Below are 15,911 nucleotides of genomic sequence, written 5' to 3'. Positions count from 1 at the left end.
AGGCCAGATGGACCAAGGATCCCCTGTTCATCTGGCTAAAAATATCTCGGGGGAGACGCCCGAACGGGCGGCGGGGGCAGAGCCCCCAACCTTTCGAACCAACTCAGGCTTTAACCCGTTCCGATTTCGGATCGTACATCGGTTTCAGCGACGCCTCTGCCTTGACCTTCACACCGCAAACGTCGATCTCGTAGGTCGAGGCCAGCACATCCGCCGCCTTTTCCCCCTCGCAAGGCACATAGCCCAGACCGATGGCACCACCCAGCGTGTGGCCATAGTTACCCGAGCTCAGATATCCGACATACTCACCGTCGCGAACGATTGGTTCATTGTGGAACAAGAGCGGCTCTGGATCGGTCAGTTTAAACTGCACCAGACGATTTTTCGGCCCACTTTCCCTGCGCGTTATCACTGCCTCGCGCCCGATAAAATCGCTACCCTTGTCGACCTTGACGGCAAAGCCCAGGCCCGCATCAACCACGTGATCTTCACAAGTGATATCGTGGCCGAAATGGCGGAACCCTTTTTCGATCCGACAGCTATCCATCATGTGCATGCCGCACAGTTTCAGACCCATGTCCTGCCCGGCCTCGTGCAAGGCCTCAAAGACATGCCCGGCCATGTCGGACGAGACATACACCTCCCAACCAAGCTCACCTACGTAAGTAACGCGGTGCACACGAGCCAGCCCCAAGCCAAGCTCGACCTCTTGCGCAGTACCAAACGGGTTGGTCGCATTCGAGAAATCAGCAGGCGAGACTTTTTCAAGCAGCACCCGCGCATTCGGGCCCATCACGGCCAGAACGCCTTCGCCAGCGGTCACATCGGTGATCACCACGTTGAAATTACCCGCATGGCGCATCATCCAGGTCTGGTCAGCTAGGCGAGTTGCGGCGGGCGTAACAACCAAATAGGCGGTTTCGGACAGGCGAGTGACAGTCACATCAGCCTCAATCCCGCCGGTGCGGTTGAGGAACTGAGTATAGACGATCTTGCCATTTGGCACCGAGTAATCGCCGCCGCCGACATAATTCATAAATTTCTCGGCATCGGGGCCTTCGACGCGGATTTTTCCGAAGGAGGACATGTCATACATGCCTACATTCTCGCGCACGGCGCGGTGTTCGGCAGCGGAATTTTCGAACCAGTTCTGGCGTTTCCAGCTGTACTGATACTCGCGCTCCTGCCCTTCATTGGCAAACCAGTTGGCGCGTTCCCAGCCGGCAAGCTCACCCATCACAGCGCCCTGTTCCAGCAGGTGGTGGTGGAACGGGGTTCGACGCACGCCGCGCGCCGTGGCCTTCTGTCGATAGGGGAAGTGATCCGCATAAAGCAGACCCAGCGTTTCCTTGGATCGCTCGAACAGGTATTTTTTATTACCCTGAAACGGCTGCATCCGGCTGATGTCGACATCGCCCAGATCAAACGGCTTCTCTCCGCTGTCCATCCATTCGGCCAGTGCCATGCCTGCACCACCGGCGGACTGAATACCGATCGAGTTAAAGCCTGCGGCAACCCAGACATTATCCATCTCGGGCGCCAGGCCCAGATGATAAGCGTCGTCCGGAGTGAAAGACTCCGGGCCGTTGAAGAAAGTATGAATTCCGGCTTCGGCCAGCAGAGGCACACGCTCGACTGCTTTTTCGAGGATCGGCTCGAAATGGTCGAAATCTTCCTGCAGCTGGTCAAACTCAAACGACTCGGGGATACCTTCCATCGCCCAAGGCTTTGATTCCGGCTCAAAGGCACCCAACAGAATCTTACCCGCGTCTTCCTTGTAATAGGCATATTCATCCGGCACACGAAGCACAGGCAGTTGGGTCATACCTTCGATGTTCTCGGTCACGATGTAGAAGTGTTCGCATGCGTGCAGCGGGACGTTCACGCCCGCCATCCGTCCAACTTCGTGGCCCCACATACCGGCGCAGTTTACCACCATGTCGCATTCGATATGACCCGAAGCGCTGCCATCATCGGCAACCCAGTCGACACCCGTGACCTTGCGGCCCTGTTTGACGATATCGGTGACCTTCACCCTCTCCTTGACGATTCCACCGCGTTGCCGCGCGCCCTTGGCAAGCGCAAGGGCGATATTCGCCGGATCGCCCTGCCCGTCCAGCGGCAGGTACACTGCGCCTTTGACACCCTCGAGATTGATATGCGGATACAGCTCCTGCACACGCTCGTTCGAGATCTCTTCAACCTCGACACCAAAAGCCCGAGCCATGGCCGCCTGGCGATAGATCTCTTCCTTGCGCTCTTCGGTCAGCGCCACGGTGATTGATCCGCAACGCTTGAACCCGGTGGCGACACCAGTTTCTTCTTCCAATGAGCCATAAAGCTCCTGACTGTATTTCGCCAGCTTGGTCATATTTGCGGTTGCCCGCAGTTGGGCAATCAGACCGGCAGCATGCCATGTTGTTCCGCTGGTCAGTTGCTTGCGTTCAAGCAGAACCACATCCTTCCAGCCTTTCTTGGTCAGATGATATGCGACCGAGCATCCGATGACGCCGCCGCCGATGATGACCACTCGGGCCTTGCTGGGAAGATCAACCATCCTGAAATCTCCGCTATGTCAGGTTTGGGTCAAATTGCCACGAAAGATCGACATTAAAAGCATGAAAACCGTCACAGCATCGCTGATTTTCACCTTTGTGATGCCGCCCGCTTTTCACGCCTTATGACAAATGGCGTAACGCCGAAGAAGCTCTTGTAAATCGAAGAAAATCCGTTTGGAAAACCGCAAGCCAGGCCGATTTCACGGACGCTCATCGTGGTGTTCAACAGCAGATTATTGGCCTTGGACAGCCGCATTTCACGGTAGAATCCGTTTGGCGTGGTGCCGAAGAACGTTTTGAACTTCCGCTCAAGTGATCGATTCGACAGGTGCAGGGATTCGACGATCTGGTGAATCGGCAGAGGATCCTCGATATTGGCCTGCATCAACTTGATGCACTGGTCCAGTTTGGCATCCCCTGTCGAGGTCAACTTTGCCCCGGAAAACGGCTGCATGGACGAGAAATCGCGGATATTTTCGTGCAGCATGATGTCGGCCACTGTCATTTTGGCCGGGCCAGAGATATGGCGACCAATCACGGCAAGCGCGATGTCAGTTGTCGCCTCCATCCCGGCACAGGTCACCACCGCGCCTTGTTCGGTTGCAATTGACAGTTTGGCCTCAAACCTAGCCCCGCGTTCACGCAGGAATGAGGCATTTTCCCAGTGGGTGGCCATGTCGTCGGTGCCGTGTTCGTCAATATAGCGACTTGCAGCTTCGGCCAGCAGGAACACCTTGGCACCGCGAAAGGTGTAGTCGGACACGGTACGCCCTAGCGACAGGGCAGGATGGTCCGGGTCAGAATTGCCGATTACGAACAGATAATCCGCATTGGGCTGCGCGGGAACTGGTTCGGTCTGAACCACCGCGTCACTGCTGCTGGATATCGGACCTCCTTTCAGAGACCGGTAGGAGTAGGTGAACGGGGGTGTCGGGCATACCCGGTTAGCCAGTCGAAGCACATCGACCAGAGACGCCAATTCCAGCAACACATAACCGGGTGCAACGAGAATATCGAAATGCTGTGGCCTTTGTGTTGAAGTGTCAGGTGGTTTTGGCATCGTTTGGACCTCAGACAATCTGGTGGCCGGCAGCGCGCAAGCGGTCGGCCAGCGTTGCGATATGATCCGGACCAACCTCGCAGCATCCGCCAACGATGGTCGCCCCTAGCCCAACCCACTCCATCGCGTGATCGGCATAGGCGTCAGGCCCCAGATCCTGCCGCTGTTCCAGTGCATCTACCGTGGGTGCGTCTTTCAGAAATCCTTCGGTTATCGCGGTGAAGCCATTGGCATAGGCCCCATAGGGCCGGTCCAATGTCGCAATGACCTTCAACGCGGCGGGAATGGCTTCGGGACGGGAACAGTTTATCAGCACAGCCTCGGGCGCAAAACGATCGACCATTGGAGCGATATCGGACAATGGCTCGCCCGAGCGCAACCGCGTGCCGTCCTCATCCATCACCGACAGCGCAAGCCAGACCGGCTTGCCCGCCTGCGCCGTACCCCGCAGGGCGCCCTCGGCCTCCTGCACCGAGCACACGGTTTCGATCAGGAACAGATCGACACGATCCGCCATTAGAGCACACAGCTCGGCGAACTTAGCCGCCGCATCGGTAGGGTCAGGGTTCAGGTCAGGCCGGTACGAGGCCAAAAGCGGCCCCAGCGCGCCGGCAATGCGCCCATCCGTGCCAGCTCTGGCGCGTTCGGCCTGTGACAACGCGACGTCGATTAAGGTAGGCACCTGTTCCTCCAATCCAACTCTGACAAGACGCGACCGATGCACTGCATAGGTATTCGTTGTGGCAATGGTTGCCCCGCACTGGAAATACGCGGCATGGACATCACCCACCAGATCCGGATGATCCATCATCACCTGCGTCGACCATAGCGGTGTCGCCCTGTCGCCGCTGCGCTTGACGAGTTCCTGCCCAATAGAGCCGTCCAGAAGAGTGATATCCGCCATATCTCAGCCTTTTCAGGGAATTAGAACCAGTTTGCCCGGAAACGCCTTGGATTGAAAATCCGCCTGCGCCTTTGCGATGTCCCTTAACGGGTAAGTCTTTGAGATCAATGGCCTAACCCGCCCGGCATTGATCAATTCGACCAGTCGACCAAAGACATCGAACGCCTGATGGGTGCAGCCGTGAATGGTGAGGTCGCGCAGATAGATATCACGCAGGTCGGCTTGTACGATTGGCCCTGCAATTGCGCCGGACACCGCATAATGCCCGCCCGGCTTCAGCGCCAGGATCAGACCCGCCCATGCCGGACCACCCACCACATCAATCACTACGTCGAACATATCGGCAGGCAGTTCTGCGCCTCGATCAAACGTGCCCACTGCGCCCTGGCTTTTGACCACCTCGGCCTTGGGCGCACTTGTCACGCCCCAAACCGTTGCCCCCCGTAACGCCGCCAGTTGCACGGTCGCCAGCCCCACCCCGCCGGAAGCGCCAGTAACCAACACCTTTTGCCCCGAAGTCACACGCGCACGGGTCAGCAGGTTCTCGGCGGTACCAAAAGCGCAGGGAATGGCAGCGATCTCTTCATCTGACAGTGGAGAAGCGCTGACATCATAGAGGTCTGCCGCCTCAACCAGACAGTATTGCGCAAAGGCCCCATCCATTTCCGAACCCAACGCGATAAACCCCGTCGGGTTGCCCGGTCGGGGACGGGGCAGGTTGATGGGGCACGTCACGCGCTGACCCGGCTGGAATGTCACCCCTGAACCCACCGCTTCGACGACACCGCACAGATCACCGCCCTGAATGCGCGGGAACTGCAGCGCACCACCCCAACCTCCGGCCTCGACGTCCTGATCTACGGCATCGGTTGCACCAGTCACATCCGAGGAATACCAGCCGGCCCTCGTGTTGATATCCGTGTTGTTGACCCCTGCGGCCAACACCCGAACAAGCACCTGCCCCGGACCCGTCTGAGGGACCTGTATGTCATCGCGCCATTCCAACGCCTCGGGTCCGCCGTGTTGGGTCAGGTAAACGCCGGACATGACTTGGGGTATTGCCATCAAATGCTACCTTTATGCCGGATCGTCGGGATGAGGTGGGACCGGCCCCAATGGAATGATGTCATAACGGGCGTTCAGCTCAGCCATCTTTGCCTCATCTGCGAAATCGGCTGCGGTCATTGTCGAAAGCTCCGCAAGGAACCCATCAAACCCCGCGGGCTGAAAAATCATCAGCATTCGCGCCGGCGCAGTGTCGGCCACGCGGCAGGCATGCGGCACCCCCGCCGGAACGTGCATCGTGGTACCCGCCCCGCACCGATGCCAGTCTCCATCGACGTAGAAATCCACCGCACCTTCCAGAAAATAGAAGGTCTCGGCATGGGTGTCGTGGCGATGAAGACCAAGCGCGAAGCTGGCCTTCAAGTTGTCTTCCATGAGCGTATAGGCGCCATCCGTATCTTGGGCCGAGACCTTTACGAACGTATGGTCATTTTCCCAGTCATAGTTGGGGCCCTCACCGGGCGCCAATTTGGAATATCGCTTGCTCATGGCTCCTCCGTCAGGGGTTAGGCACGCAGCCGTTCGTTCTGAGAATCCCAGAGCGGCTGATCCTCTTGTACCACGGCGCGGCGCTTCTCTCCGTAGATTTCCACCTCAAGCTCGGTGCCGGGATTGGCCAGTTCGGTCTTGATCATGCCCAGCGCAATGGACTTGCCGACACGGTATCCCCATGCGCCCGAGGTGGTTTCGCCCACGATCTGATCGCCATACCAGATACAGGACATGTAAGGCGCGTCACAATCGCCGGCATCCACAGTCAACGTTACAAAGGATTTCTTTACGCCCTGCTGTTTTTCATTCTGGATCGCGGCCTTGCCGGGGAAGTCCTGTGGCTTATCCAGCTTGACGAACCGTTCCAAACCGCCTTCCAGCAGCGAATAGTCGGTCGACAGGTCGCCTTTCCAAGCGCGATATCCCTTTTCAATCCGCAGCGAATTCAGGGCATACATCCCGAACGGCTTGGCCCCCGCATCAATGATCGCGTCATAGATTGCGGGCATGTGTTCGTTCAGAGCATGTACTTCCCAGCCCAACTCACCGGCAAAGGAAACGCGGATCAAATATGCGGGCTGACCTGCAACTGTGGCCGCCTGATGGGTCAGCCACCCTGTGGTCAGATCGGCATCTGTCAGACCTGACAGAATTTCCCGCGATTTCGGGCCTGTCACGATCAGGGTGTCACGTGTCGTCGTGACGTCCTCAATCGAAACGCTGGCAGGCATCGCGTTCATCAGGATGTCGCGGTCATGCCACTGCGCTGTTGCCGCGGTGATCATGACAAACTCATCCTCACCCAGGCGGATACAGGACATCTCTGTCAGAATGCGACCACGGTCATCGGAGATATAGATGAGGTTCATCCGGCCGACTTTGGGCAACCCGCCGGTTGCGAGGCCGCGCAGCGCCTCGGCGGCGCCCTCTCCCTTGACCATGAAGCGCGAGAAGCCTGGCAGATCTAGTACGCCACAGTGGTCTCGCACGGCCTCGCATTCTTCTTGGATCCGCTGTTCCCAAGGGCCCGAGCGGCCCCAAGTATGGGTGGCCTCGAGCGACGTGTCATCGCCTGGCTTTGCGAACCAGTTAGCCCGCTCCCATCCGTTATAGGCACCCATCACGCCGCCCAGCGCTTTGACCTTGTCATGCACCGGCGACAGTTTTTTATCACGTGCTGCTGGCCATTCATGATGAGGGAAGTGCATGGCGTATTCATTGCCATAAACCTCCATGCCCTTCTGGTTGCAGTAGTCCTGATCGGTGTAGTCGGTGTAACGGCGCGGATCGACGGCCCACATATCCCACTCGGTCGCGCCATCGACGATCCATTCGGCCAGCACCTTGCCAGCGCCGCCGCCCTGCGCGATGCCGAAGGTAAATGTGTGCGCCTCGAACGCGTTTTTGACGCCCGGCATCGGGCCGATCAGCGGCAGACCATCCGGCGCGTAAGGGATCGGGCCGTTGATCACGCGCCCCACGCCCGAAGTTGCCATCAGCGGCACCCGCTCCATCGCGTCGGTGACGATATCCTCGATCCGGTCCAGATCGTCATTCCACAGCTGGAACGAGAAATCCTCGGGCATCGGGTCATCCTCGGTCATCCAGTGGCCCTTGCAGTTGGGTTCATAGGGACCAAGGTTGAAGCCGTGCTTCTCCTGCCGCAGATAGTACGAGATATCCACGTCGCGCAGCAGCGGCAGTTTCTTGCCGCCGTTGTTCTTGGACCATTCTTCGACCTCAGGGATTTCGTCGGTCAGCAGGTATTGGTGGCTCATGACCATCGCAGGCACGGTGCGACCGCCAAATGGCTTAAACCACTCACCCACGCGCTGCGCGTAATACCCGGCTGCGTTGACCACATAATCGCAAGCGATATCGCCCTTATCAGTGTGTACGGTCCAGGTGCCGTCATCATGCTGTGTTACGCCGGTTGCCGGGCAGAAACGGATGATCTTTTGACCCATGTCGCGGGCACCCTTGGCCAGCGCCTGCGTCAGCTGCGCCGGGTCGATGTCGCCATCGGTCGGGTCATACAGAACACCCTCTAGATCGTGGGTTTCCAGGAACGGATAGCGTTCCTTGGCCTCTTCCGGGGTCCACATCTCCATCGGGATACCCTGATACAGGCCCATCGACATCGCGCGCTCGAACTCCTGCATCCGTTCTTTGCTGTGTGCCAAACGGATCGAGCCGGACTGATGGTAGTTCATCGGATAGTCGACTTCTTCGCCCAGACGCGCATACAGCTCGGTCGAGTAACGCTGCATGTTCATGATTGCCCATGAGGTCGAAAAGGTCGGCACGTTACCCGCGGCGTGCCAGGTCGAACCGGCGGTCAGCTCATTCTTTTCTAGCAGAACGCAATCGGTCCAGCCCTTCTTGGCCAGATGGTACAGCGAGGAAGCCCCCACCACACCGCCACCGATGATAACCACGCGGGCTTTTGTCGGAAAATCACTCATTGATCTTGATCCCTGTTACTGTGCCTCTTGAGGCAGATCGTCTGTGATGTCGTAGTAATCGCCCTTGTCGGCGACAAAGATATGCCGGGCGAGCTTTAGTCCCGTGGGTTCGCTAAGCGCCCCCATGGAAATTGAGATCGTGTCCTCTTGGTTGTGCTGCCAGAAGAGGAATGAGCCGCAAGCATTGCAGAACCCGCGTCGGGCAACTTCCGAGGCGCGGAACCAACTGAGAGTATCGCTTGCAGTGAAACTGAGATTGTTCTGATGAGTAGAAGTCGAGGCCCAGACATGCCCTGATTGCTTGCGGCACTGACCGCAATGGCAGGCCGACGGCGGCGACAGCTCTCCGTCAATTGTGAACGCGACCGCGCCGCACAGGCATGAACCAGTGTGCATGTACCTACCCCCTTGCTGCGGGCGTGGTGCTGGCCCCCAGCAACACGCCGTAAATGATGAAACAGGCTGCCATCACGCGGCGAACCCAAGTGTTGAACACAGCCCCCATCGCCGCCTTGCCCATCAGCGCACCCAGTAGGGTAAATCCAGTATAGCTGAGCGTGGTGATGACCAGAGCGGTGGGCATGATCACCCCCATCTGCTGCCAGATCGGAACATCGGGTTGGACGAACTGCGAAAAGGCAGCAAGGTATCCGGCCACGCTTTTGGGATTGATCGTCGCCACGGCCAGCGCATGCAGATAAATGTGCCGGGCGGGCCTTTCCGACGCAGGGGCGGGCCGCGTGGCGTTTATCCAGCCGCGAATACCAACCCAGATCAAGAAGCCCGCGCCCACCAGCTTGGCCACGAAAAACCCATTCGGAGACGCCGCGATCAATGCCGTAACACCCAGCGCTGACATGATCAGAAACAAGCTGGCCTGCGTCAGAATTGCCAACACCCCCAGCATCGCCTTGGGAAACGGCAAGCTCATCCCGTTTGAGATACAATTGACTGCATTCGGCCCTGGGGTCGTTACGAACACCACCCAAAACAGCGCGAATATGGTCCAGGCCTCAAAACTCATCAATACACCGGCGGAGCGATCACCCAGATGGCCACGGCGGGCTCATCATAGGGGTTTGCCCATTGATAGGGTTCATGCTTGATACGAAAACTGTCCCCCGGCCCGACCGAGAACTGCTGGGAACCAATAGTCAGGTCCAGGCGGCCCGAAATCATATAGCCGACCTCCTGCGTTGGCCGGTCCGCAGGTTTTTGCATCTTAGAGCGGGGCTCGAAGGTGGAATGCACCATCTCGAAATCATCGGTCAGATCGGGCGAGAGCAGTTCTTCGATCAACCCCTCTTCACCGGATCCCATTGGTCGACGCGTCCCTGCGCGCACGATATAGCCTTGCTCATCGACCGGCACCGAGGAATGGGCGAACAGCATGGACATGGGTACGTCCAAACATTCCGCGATCTGGCGCAAATCCGAAATCGAGGGGTCTGACATGTCTCGCTCGACTTGACTGAGCCACCCGACCGAACGGTTAAGACGCACAGAGATCTCGGTCAGCGTTAACCCGCGCGCCTTGCGCAGGGCGCGGATATCCGCACCGAGTGTCGCGCTGTGTGTGGCTTGCGTGTTCACCGATCAATCCTTGATGTTCGTGAAATTTCTCCCTGTAATTTCACGATGCCCCGATTCTATGAAAAAACCAAGATTTTTTTCACGAGCGCTTACAGGCTGTTAGATTGACCGACGATGAGCGGCGCTCAGACAAATAAAAGTACAAACGATGACGCGCGGCTCAATCGACGATCAATCAATCTTCGGCTGATCGAAATGAATACCCGAGCGATTGCTCCAGATCGGCATCAAGCTGTGAGTTTATGAAGTCCACGTCTTTCGAGCTAATCTGGCCGACCTTGCCCTGCCTCATATTAGGCGGCATGACACCCATCGGCTGATCTGGCCATTCAAACGGTATTAGACTGGTGCCAAAATTTTGGGCAACCACGCCTAGAAATGCGTCTGGGTTTTCCTTGAACGCCTCAAACCGCCAGACAACCAGATTGCACAGACCGTTGGCGAGACCTGTCCAGTGCCGCAATTTGGTGGTGCGCATCCTGATCAGGTTATCAAAGCGCAAGCCCGTCAATGGATCACGATCCTGAAGTATCGGAATATTCGAGTACTGATTGGGTGGCAGCTTGAAATAGCCTTTGGGTCGGTCGATTTCTGAATCCCATGGTGCCCGGATAAAGCCTGAGAACCCCAAATTCCTCATCGACGCGGCACAGTGCCAGGGTTTGTCATACATACTGGCGAGCCAATCATAGGGATCACGCACACAGACCACGACCAGAACGTCTTTGGAAATCCCCACCCCTTGGACAAATCCATGCTTCCATCCGAGTTCATTGCTGGGCTTCAAACCAAGAGCCCGCCTGATGATGAATTCGCTGATATTGGTCCCAGAGGACCTCTCACCAACCACGGCAAAACGCTGAATGGGGCGGTCGTATACCCGATTGACAAAAAGTCCGTCCGTATCCAGCAAAACCGTCCCTCAAGTGATCCAACCGCAGGTTAAGCTGCGGCTGGGTAATAAAAACTCACGCACGCGCAAAACAATCGTTCAAAATATTCTGCAAGGCCTCAGCATCCCGTTGGGTGAAGGCATCGGGTTGATTGCTGTCGATATCGAACACGGCAATTACTTCACCGGATGAGCCGCGCACCGGCAAAACCAACTCGGACCGTGTGGACGACGCACAAGCGATGTGGCCCGGAAAGGCATCCACGTCGGGCACCAACTGTACCTCACCCGTGCGCGCCGCAGCCCCGCAGACGCCCCTCTCGAAGGGGATGACCAGACAGCCATGACCACCTTGATAGGGACCGATCTTCATCAGCCCCGGCTCAGTCACGCGATAAAACCCGGTCCAGTCGAATCGATCATCCGCGTGGTGTACCTCGCAAGCGATTGTTGCCATCAGGGCGACCTGATCGGTTTCACCGTCTGTCAGGGCGGCAATGGTTTTGGCTAGCGTGTCATAGTCAGCAGTCATGGTCGTGCTCTTTGATGCAGGTATGCTCTGGAGTATTTGGAAAAAGATGAAGCGTCAAACGCGTTCGATGGCGATGGCCGTTCCTTCTCCGCCGCCGATACAGATGGCCGCGACGCCGCGTTTCAGGTTCCGCTTTTCCAGAGCGTTGAGCAAGGTGACCATGATCCGCGCACCCGATGCACCGATGGGGTGACCCAGCGCGCAGGCACCGCCATTCACGTTAACCACGTCGCGCGGCAGCCCCATCTCATGCATGAAAGCCATTGGAACGACAGCGAAGGCCTCGTTCACTTCCCACAAGTCCACGTCGTCTTTTGACCAGCCGATGTTTGACAGCAATTTTTGGGCTGCTGGAACCGGAGCCGTCGTGAACAGACCCGGCGCCTGCGCATGGCTGGCATGGCCGACGATCCGGGCACGTACTGTCAGACCCTGCGCCTCGGCCGCATCTTCGGACGCGAGCACCAACGCAGCGGCACCATCAGAGATGGACGAGGAATTGGCCGCCGTCACCGTCCCATCCTTGCGAAAGGCCGGTTTCAGCGTCGGGATTTTGTCGGGACGCGCCGATTTCGGCTGCTCGTCTTGGGTAAAGGTAACCTCACCCTTGCGGGTGCGGGTCACGACCGGCGTAATTTCGGTGCCAAAGGCCCCACTTTCCTGCGCAGCCAACGCGTTAGACAGGGATTGCAGCGCGTATTCGTCCTGAGCTTCACGGGTGAATTGGAAGGCTTCGGCGCAATCCTCGGCAAAGGTTCCCATCAGGCGGCCTTTGTCATAGGCGTCTTCGAGGCCGTCCAGAAACATGTGATCTACCACCTGGCCATGCCCGATCCGCGCACCGCCGCGCATTTTGGGCAAAAGATACGGCGCGTTGGTCATGCTTTCCATGCCGCCCGCGATCATCGTATCCGCGTGGCCCAGCGCGATCTGATCAAAGGCCATCATTGCCGCCTTCATCCCCGATCCGCACATCTTATTCAGTGTCGTGGCAGGCACGTCTTCGCCCAAGCCGGCCGCAAACCCAGCCTGTCGGGCCGGGGCCTGACCTTGCCCGGCGGGTAACACACAGCCCATTAAAACCTCGTCCACTGTTTCAGCGCCCGCACCCTGCAACGCTGCGCGAATGGCCGCTCCTCCAAGTTCAGTCGCAGCGGTTCCATCGAACATTCCCTGGAATCCCCCCATGGGCGTGCGCGCCGCCCCTGCGATAACCACCTGCTTCATCGCTATACTCCTCCATTCTCCCTAATCGACGGATACCGAATGGTAAGATTTCCCGTCTAGCGTATTTCTACCAGTGAAACTCAAATAAAGGACCGTCAAGCATGCCTCTGACCAGCATTACGACCGACACAACCCAGGTCATCAAGGTGCAGTCCGACCGAATTGATGCGGCCATGGCCATTCAGTTCAAAGAAGACATGCGGAACGAAGCAGAAGGTGGTACCGCCAGAGTGATCCTGGATTTAACCAGCGTCGAATTCATTGACTCAAGTGGACTTGGCGCGATCGTCGCCTCGATGAAGCAGCTTGGACATGACCGCCGGCTGGATTTGGCCGGCCTGCACCCTTTTGTCGAGAAGGTATTTCGGCTGACCCGCATGGACACTGTATTCAAGCTCTACCCGACGTTGGATGATGCCCTGTCACCGGCTGCAGATTGACCCATTTCATCATCTGAATAGGCGCGATGCCCATGAGTAATGGCAAGTATTTGGACCTGAGCTTTGCCGCAACCGAAACAGAAGCCAGCTTGGGGATTACGCAACTCAGTCAGGGTCTGGCAGCGCAGGGGCTTCCTGCACACAAGGCAGGGGATGTAAAAATCGCACTGGCCGAGGCGATCAATAACGTGGTCGAACATGCCTATGCCGACATCACACCAGCACAGGTTCAGGTGAGGTGCCGCCTGCATCAAAACTGGCTTGAGATTCTGATTTCAGACACAGGCAACCCGCTGCCCGGATTCCGTGTACCAGACGGCATTCCGGCTGCGCTGGGCGCAACCCGTGATGACCTGCCCGAAGGTGGATTTGGCTGGTTTCTGATCCACGAACTTACCAGCGACATCCGCTATGAGCGCGACAACGGAAGCAATCGGCTTTCACTGCGCTTTGACTTTCCCGAAACCACCTAAAGGCAAAAAAAACCACATTAAGGCCTAGATCAAACCATTGTCGCGCCGCAAACGCTGGGCAAAGTCGGCAATGTAGCTCAGATAGCTTCCCTCGGCGTCGCATGTCACAGCCCCCACCCAGTGAACGACGCCGAGGAACTTCCCATTGAATTGACTGGACAACCCACGGTCGCGCGATACCTTCGGCGCGTTCTAATGGGGAAATTGCACCATGCGGGATTTTCACACTCCGGGCCGGTCCGAAGTTTTGGCGACCGAAGGAATGTGCGCCACGTCTCATCCGTTGGCTGCGAAAGTGGCCGTAGATATTCTTGCACAAGGTGGCAACGCAATGGACGCCGCCATCGCCGGAGCGGTATTGCTGGGGATTTGCGAGCCTCAAATGACCGGTTTGGGCGGCGACTGTTTTGTGCTGTTCAACCGGCCGGGCGAAGATCAGGTCCGCGCCCTGAATGGATCGGGCCGCGCTCCAGCCGCCGCAAATGCGGAAATGCTACGAGCGCGGGGACTGACTGCGGTGCCGTTGAACACGGCAGACGCCGTAACCGTTCCGGGCGCGGTCGACGCGTTCTGCCGCCTGGCGGAGACCGAGGGCAAGCTGGGGCTCGACGCCATATTGCAGCCCGCCATTCACTACGCCGACGCCGGCGTGCCTGTGGCATCCAGAGTTGCCTTTGACTGGAAATTCGGAGCCGCCACCCTGCAAGGCGCGGGGCGGGCGCATTATCTGATCAATGATAAGGCACCTGAGGTCGGGCAAATCTTTCGTTCCCCCGGTCAAGCCGACGTTCTGCGCCAAATCGCCCGGAACGGACGCGACGCGTTTTATTCAGGTGACATCGCCGACGACATGATCGCAGCACTTACCGGCTTGGGCGGCGTCCACACCGCCCAGGACTTTGAGGCCACACGATGCACGCAAACACAGCCCGTCAGCGGAGATTACAAAGGGTTGGAACTGATCGAGCATCCGCCGAACGGCCAGGGCGCCACGGCCATTTTACTACTGAACATCCTCAAGAATTTTGACCTCGCAAACATGGACCCGTTTGGGGTCGAGCGCATTCATATTGAGGCAGAAGCCTCCAAGCTCGCCTATGACGCCCGCAACCGGTTCATCGCCGATCCAGATCACACAACACATGCCGAGCGGTTTACGGATCAGGTTGTAGCCGACAAGCTGGCCGCCCTAATCGACCCGCAACGCGCGATGCCCGCCGCCGCCCCGCTGACCGAAGCCATTCACAAAGATACCGTCTATATCACCGTCGTAGATCGGGATCGAATGGCCGTTTCGCTCATCTATTCGATCTTCCATAGCTTCGGGTCGGGGATCGCATCCGAAAAATATGGCATTCTGCTGCAAAACCGTGGTGCGGGCTTTACCTTGCAAGCTGGTCATCCGAATGAGTTGGGTGGCCGCAAACGGCCCATGCACACAATTATCCCCGGAATGTTAAAGCAGAATGGCCGCATTCAGATGCCATTCGGGGTGATGGGCGGCGCATATCAACCCACTGGTCACGCCCGGTTCGTATCAAACCAGATTGATCACGGGCTGGATTTGCAGGCCAGCATCGATGCGCCACGCGCATTTGCGGACAAGGGTGTTTTGAAGCTGGAACGTGGCTTTTCGCCTAAGGTAGCGCAACAATTACAGGATTTAGGACATAATGTTGAGACCCCGGAAACTCCCCTAGGCGGTGCGCAAGCGATCCGAATCTCTGATAATGGCGTTTTGATCGGTGCAAGCGACCCGCGAAAAGACGGCTGCGCCATTGGATACTAACAGTAAGAACTGGTCTTTTTCACTTAGTTTAGATGGAAATGAAGCGGGTATGAGCCGTTCTCAAACGGTCCGAACATATCTGGGATATCAGGGTGCTCAACTGGCTCACCCGATTGGTCTTCAATCAGATTTTGTTCTGAAACATAAGCAACATAGAAGGATTGGTCGTTCTCGGCCAGCAGATGGTAAAACGGCTGATCTTTTATTGGACGGCTATCTTCGGGGATGGCCTGATACCACTCTTCCGTGTTTGAAAATTCGGGGTCTACATCGAAAATCACCCCCCGGAAGGGATGTTTTTTATGCCGGACCACTTGGCCCAGACCGTACTTTGCGCGTGTCTTTAGCATTGTCTCAGCCCCCAATGCTTTTACTACCTCTTTCCGCGTCAAATTGCCAATCATTGATCTGAAATTAAGGG

Annotated in this window: 16 protein-coding genes; 3 read left to right on the top strand and 13 right to left on the bottom strand. The window is 57.5% G+C overall.

The annotated features are described in order from the left end of the window. Positions 1-103: 103 nt before the first annotated feature. The 12 genes from ACR0D7_RS15555 to ACR0D7_RS15500 form a co-directional block, all read right to left on the bottom strand. The gene (locus tag ACR0D7_RS15555; protein WP_480679822.1) at positions 104-2,557 is read right to left on the bottom strand and encodes a GcvT family protein; all 2,454 of its coding nucleotides are present in this window, start codon (positions 2,555-2,557) and stop codon (positions 104-106) included. 89 nt (positions 2,558-2,646) lie between these two features. Beyond that, positions 2,647-3,618 (bottom strand): GlxA family transcriptional regulator, encoded by a 972-nt coding sequence (locus ACR0D7_RS15550; RefSeq protein WP_480679821.1) that lies wholly within the window; start codon positions 3,616-3,618, stop codon positions 2,647-2,649. Positions 3,619-3,628: 10 nt separating this feature from the next. Beyond that, positions 3,629-4,522 carry a homocysteine S-methyltransferase family protein gene (locus ACR0D7_RS15545; protein WP_480679819.1) on the bottom strand — a complete coding sequence of 298 codons (894 nt, stop codon included), beginning with the start codon at positions 4,520-4,522 and terminating at the stop codon, positions 3,629-3,631. 12 nt (positions 4,523-4,534) lie between these two features. After that, positions 4,535-5,587, bottom strand: coding sequence for an alcohol dehydrogenase catalytic domain-containing protein (locus tag ACR0D7_RS15540; RefSeq protein ID WP_480679818.1), 1,053 nt, complete (start codon positions 5,585-5,587; stop codon positions 4,535-4,537). Between the two features lie 12 nt (positions 5,588-5,599). Then, entirely contained in the window at positions 5,600-6,076 is a 477-nt protein-coding gene (locus ACR0D7_RS15535) for a cupin domain-containing protein (RefSeq protein WP_480679816.1), read from the bottom strand. Between the two features lie 17 nt (positions 6,077-6,093). After that, complete coding sequence (locus ACR0D7_RS15530) at positions 6,094-8,544, bottom strand: GcvT family protein (RefSeq protein ID WP_480679815.1); 2,451 nt, start codon at positions 8,542-8,544, stop codon at positions 6,094-6,096. 15 nt (positions 8,545-8,559) lie between these two features. Further along, positions 8,560-8,940 carry a GFA family protein gene (locus ACR0D7_RS15525; RefSeq protein ID WP_480679814.1) on the bottom strand — a complete coding sequence of 127 codons (381 nt, stop codon included), beginning with the start codon at positions 8,938-8,940 and terminating at the stop codon, positions 8,560-8,562. Positions 8,941-8,944: 4 nt separating this feature from the next. Beyond that, positions 8,945-9,568: a LysE family translocator gene (locus tag ACR0D7_RS15520; RefSeq protein ID WP_480679813.1), complete on the bottom strand. Its 624-nt coding sequence runs from the start codon at positions 9,566-9,568 to the stop codon at positions 8,945-8,947. Further along, on the bottom strand, positions 9,568-10,137 hold the full coding sequence (locus ACR0D7_RS15515; RefSeq protein ID WP_480679812.1) for a helix-turn-helix domain-containing protein: 570 nt from the start codon (positions 10,135-10,137) through the stop codon (positions 9,568-9,570). The genes ACR0D7_RS15520 and ACR0D7_RS15515 overlap by 1 nt, the downstream gene beginning before the upstream one ends. Positions 10,138-10,312: 175 nt before the next feature. Further along, on the bottom strand, positions 10,313-11,050 hold the full coding sequence (locus ACR0D7_RS15510; protein ID WP_480679811.1) for a hypothetical protein: 738 nt from the start codon (positions 11,048-11,050) through the stop codon (positions 10,313-10,315). A 55-nt stretch (positions 11,051-11,105) separates the two neighbouring features. Next, complete coding sequence (locus tag ACR0D7_RS15505) at positions 11,106-11,561, bottom strand: GAF domain-containing protein (protein ID WP_480679810.1); 456 nt, start codon at positions 11,559-11,561, stop codon at positions 11,106-11,108. 54 nt (positions 11,562-11,615) lie between these two features. Then, positions 11,616-12,788, bottom strand: coding sequence for a thiolase family protein (locus ACR0D7_RS15500; RefSeq protein ID WP_480679808.1), 1,173 nt, complete (start codon positions 12,786-12,788; stop codon positions 11,616-11,618). 101 nt (positions 12,789-12,889) lie between these two features. On the opposite strand from ACR0D7_RS15500, the gene ACR0D7_RS15495 reads away from it, so the two are divergent. The 3 genes from ACR0D7_RS15495 (at position 12,890) to ggt (ending at position 15,490) form a co-directional block, all read left to right on the top strand. Continuing rightward, on the top strand, positions 12,890-13,228 hold the full coding sequence (locus ACR0D7_RS15495) for an STAS domain-containing protein (protein WP_480679807.1): 339 nt from the start codon (positions 12,890-12,892) through the stop codon (positions 13,226-13,228). A 32-nt stretch (positions 13,229-13,260) separates the two neighbouring features. After that, entirely contained in the window at positions 13,261-13,701 is a 441-nt protein-coding gene (locus ACR0D7_RS15490) for an ATP-binding protein (RefSeq protein WP_480679805.1), read from the top strand. Positions 13,702-13,912: 211 nt separating this feature from the next. Next, positions 13,913-15,490 (top strand): gamma-glutamyltransferase, encoded by a 1,578-nt coding sequence (ggt, locus tag ACR0D7_RS15485; protein ID WP_480679803.1) that lies wholly within the window; start codon positions 13,913-13,915, stop codon positions 15,488-15,490. 23 nt (positions 15,491-15,513) lie between these two features. On the opposite strand, the gene hspQ is transcribed toward ggt, so the two are convergent. After that, positions 15,514-15,840, bottom strand: a complete 327-nt coding sequence (gene hspQ, locus ACR0D7_RS15480) for a heat shock protein HspQ (RefSeq protein WP_170383971.1) — start codon at positions 15,838-15,840, stop codon at positions 15,514-15,516. Between the last annotated feature and the right edge of the window lie 71 nt (positions 15,841-15,911).

The sequence above is a fragment of the Ruegeria sp. BB7 genome, from assembly GCF_056539365.1.
The sequence above is the reverse complement of the archived record's forward strand: the minus strand, read 5'-3'. Positions and strand labels throughout refer to the sequence as shown.

Excerpts from the sequence above, each read along its gene's own strand:
- ACR0D7_RS15555 (WP_480679822.1), bottom strand. The coding sequence starts at position 2,557 with ATGGTTGATCTTCCCAGCAAGGCCCGAGTGGTCATCATCGGCGGCGGC.
- ACR0D7_RS15550 (WP_480679821.1), bottom strand. The coding sequence starts at position 3,618 with ATGCCAAAACCACCTGACACTTCAACACAAAGGCCACAGCATTTCGAT.
- ACR0D7_RS15545 (WP_480679819.1), bottom strand. The coding sequence starts at position 4,522 with ATGGCGGATATCACTCTTCTGGACGGCTCTATTGGGCAGGAACTCGTC.
- ACR0D7_RS15540 (WP_480679818.1), bottom strand. The coding sequence starts at position 5,587 with ATGGCAATACCCCAAGTCATGTCCGGCGTTTACCTGACCCAACACGGC.
- ACR0D7_RS15535 (WP_480679816.1), bottom strand. The coding sequence starts at position 6,076 with ATGAGCAAGCGATATTCCAAATTGGCGCCCGGTGAGGGCCCCAACTAT.
- ACR0D7_RS15530 (WP_480679815.1), bottom strand. The coding sequence starts at position 8,544 with ATGAGTGATTTTCCGACAAAAGCCCGCGTGGTTATCATCGGTGGCGGT.
- ACR0D7_RS15525 (WP_480679814.1), bottom strand. The coding sequence starts at position 8,940 with ATGCACACTGGTTCATGCCTGTGCGGCGCGGTCGCGTTCACAATTGAC.
- ACR0D7_RS15520 (WP_480679813.1), bottom strand. The coding sequence starts at position 9,568 with ATGAGTTTTGAGGCCTGGACCATATTCGCGCTGTTTTGGGTGGTGTTC.
- ACR0D7_RS15505 (WP_480679810.1), bottom strand. The coding sequence starts at position 11,561 with ATGACTGCTGACTATGACACGCTAGCCAAAACCATTGCCGCCCTGACA.
- ACR0D7_RS15500 (WP_480679808.1), bottom strand. The coding sequence starts at position 12,788 with ATGAAGCAGGTGGTTATCGCAGGGGCGGCGCGCACGCCCATGGGGGGA.
- ACR0D7_RS15495 (WP_480679807.1), top strand. The coding sequence starts at position 12,890 with ATGCCTCTGACCAGCATTACGACCGACACAACCCAGGTCATCAAGGTG.
- ACR0D7_RS15490 (WP_480679805.1), top strand. The coding sequence starts at position 13,261 with ATGAGTAATGGCAAGTATTTGGACCTGAGCTTTGCCGCAACCGAAACA.
- ggt (WP_480679803.1), top strand. The coding sequence starts at position 13,913 with ATGCGGGATTTTCACACTCCGGGCCGGTCCGAAGTTTTGGCGACCGAA.
- hspQ (WP_170383971.1), bottom strand. The coding sequence starts at position 15,840 with ATGCTAAAGACACGCGCAAAGTACGGTCTGGGCCAAGTGGTCCGGCAT.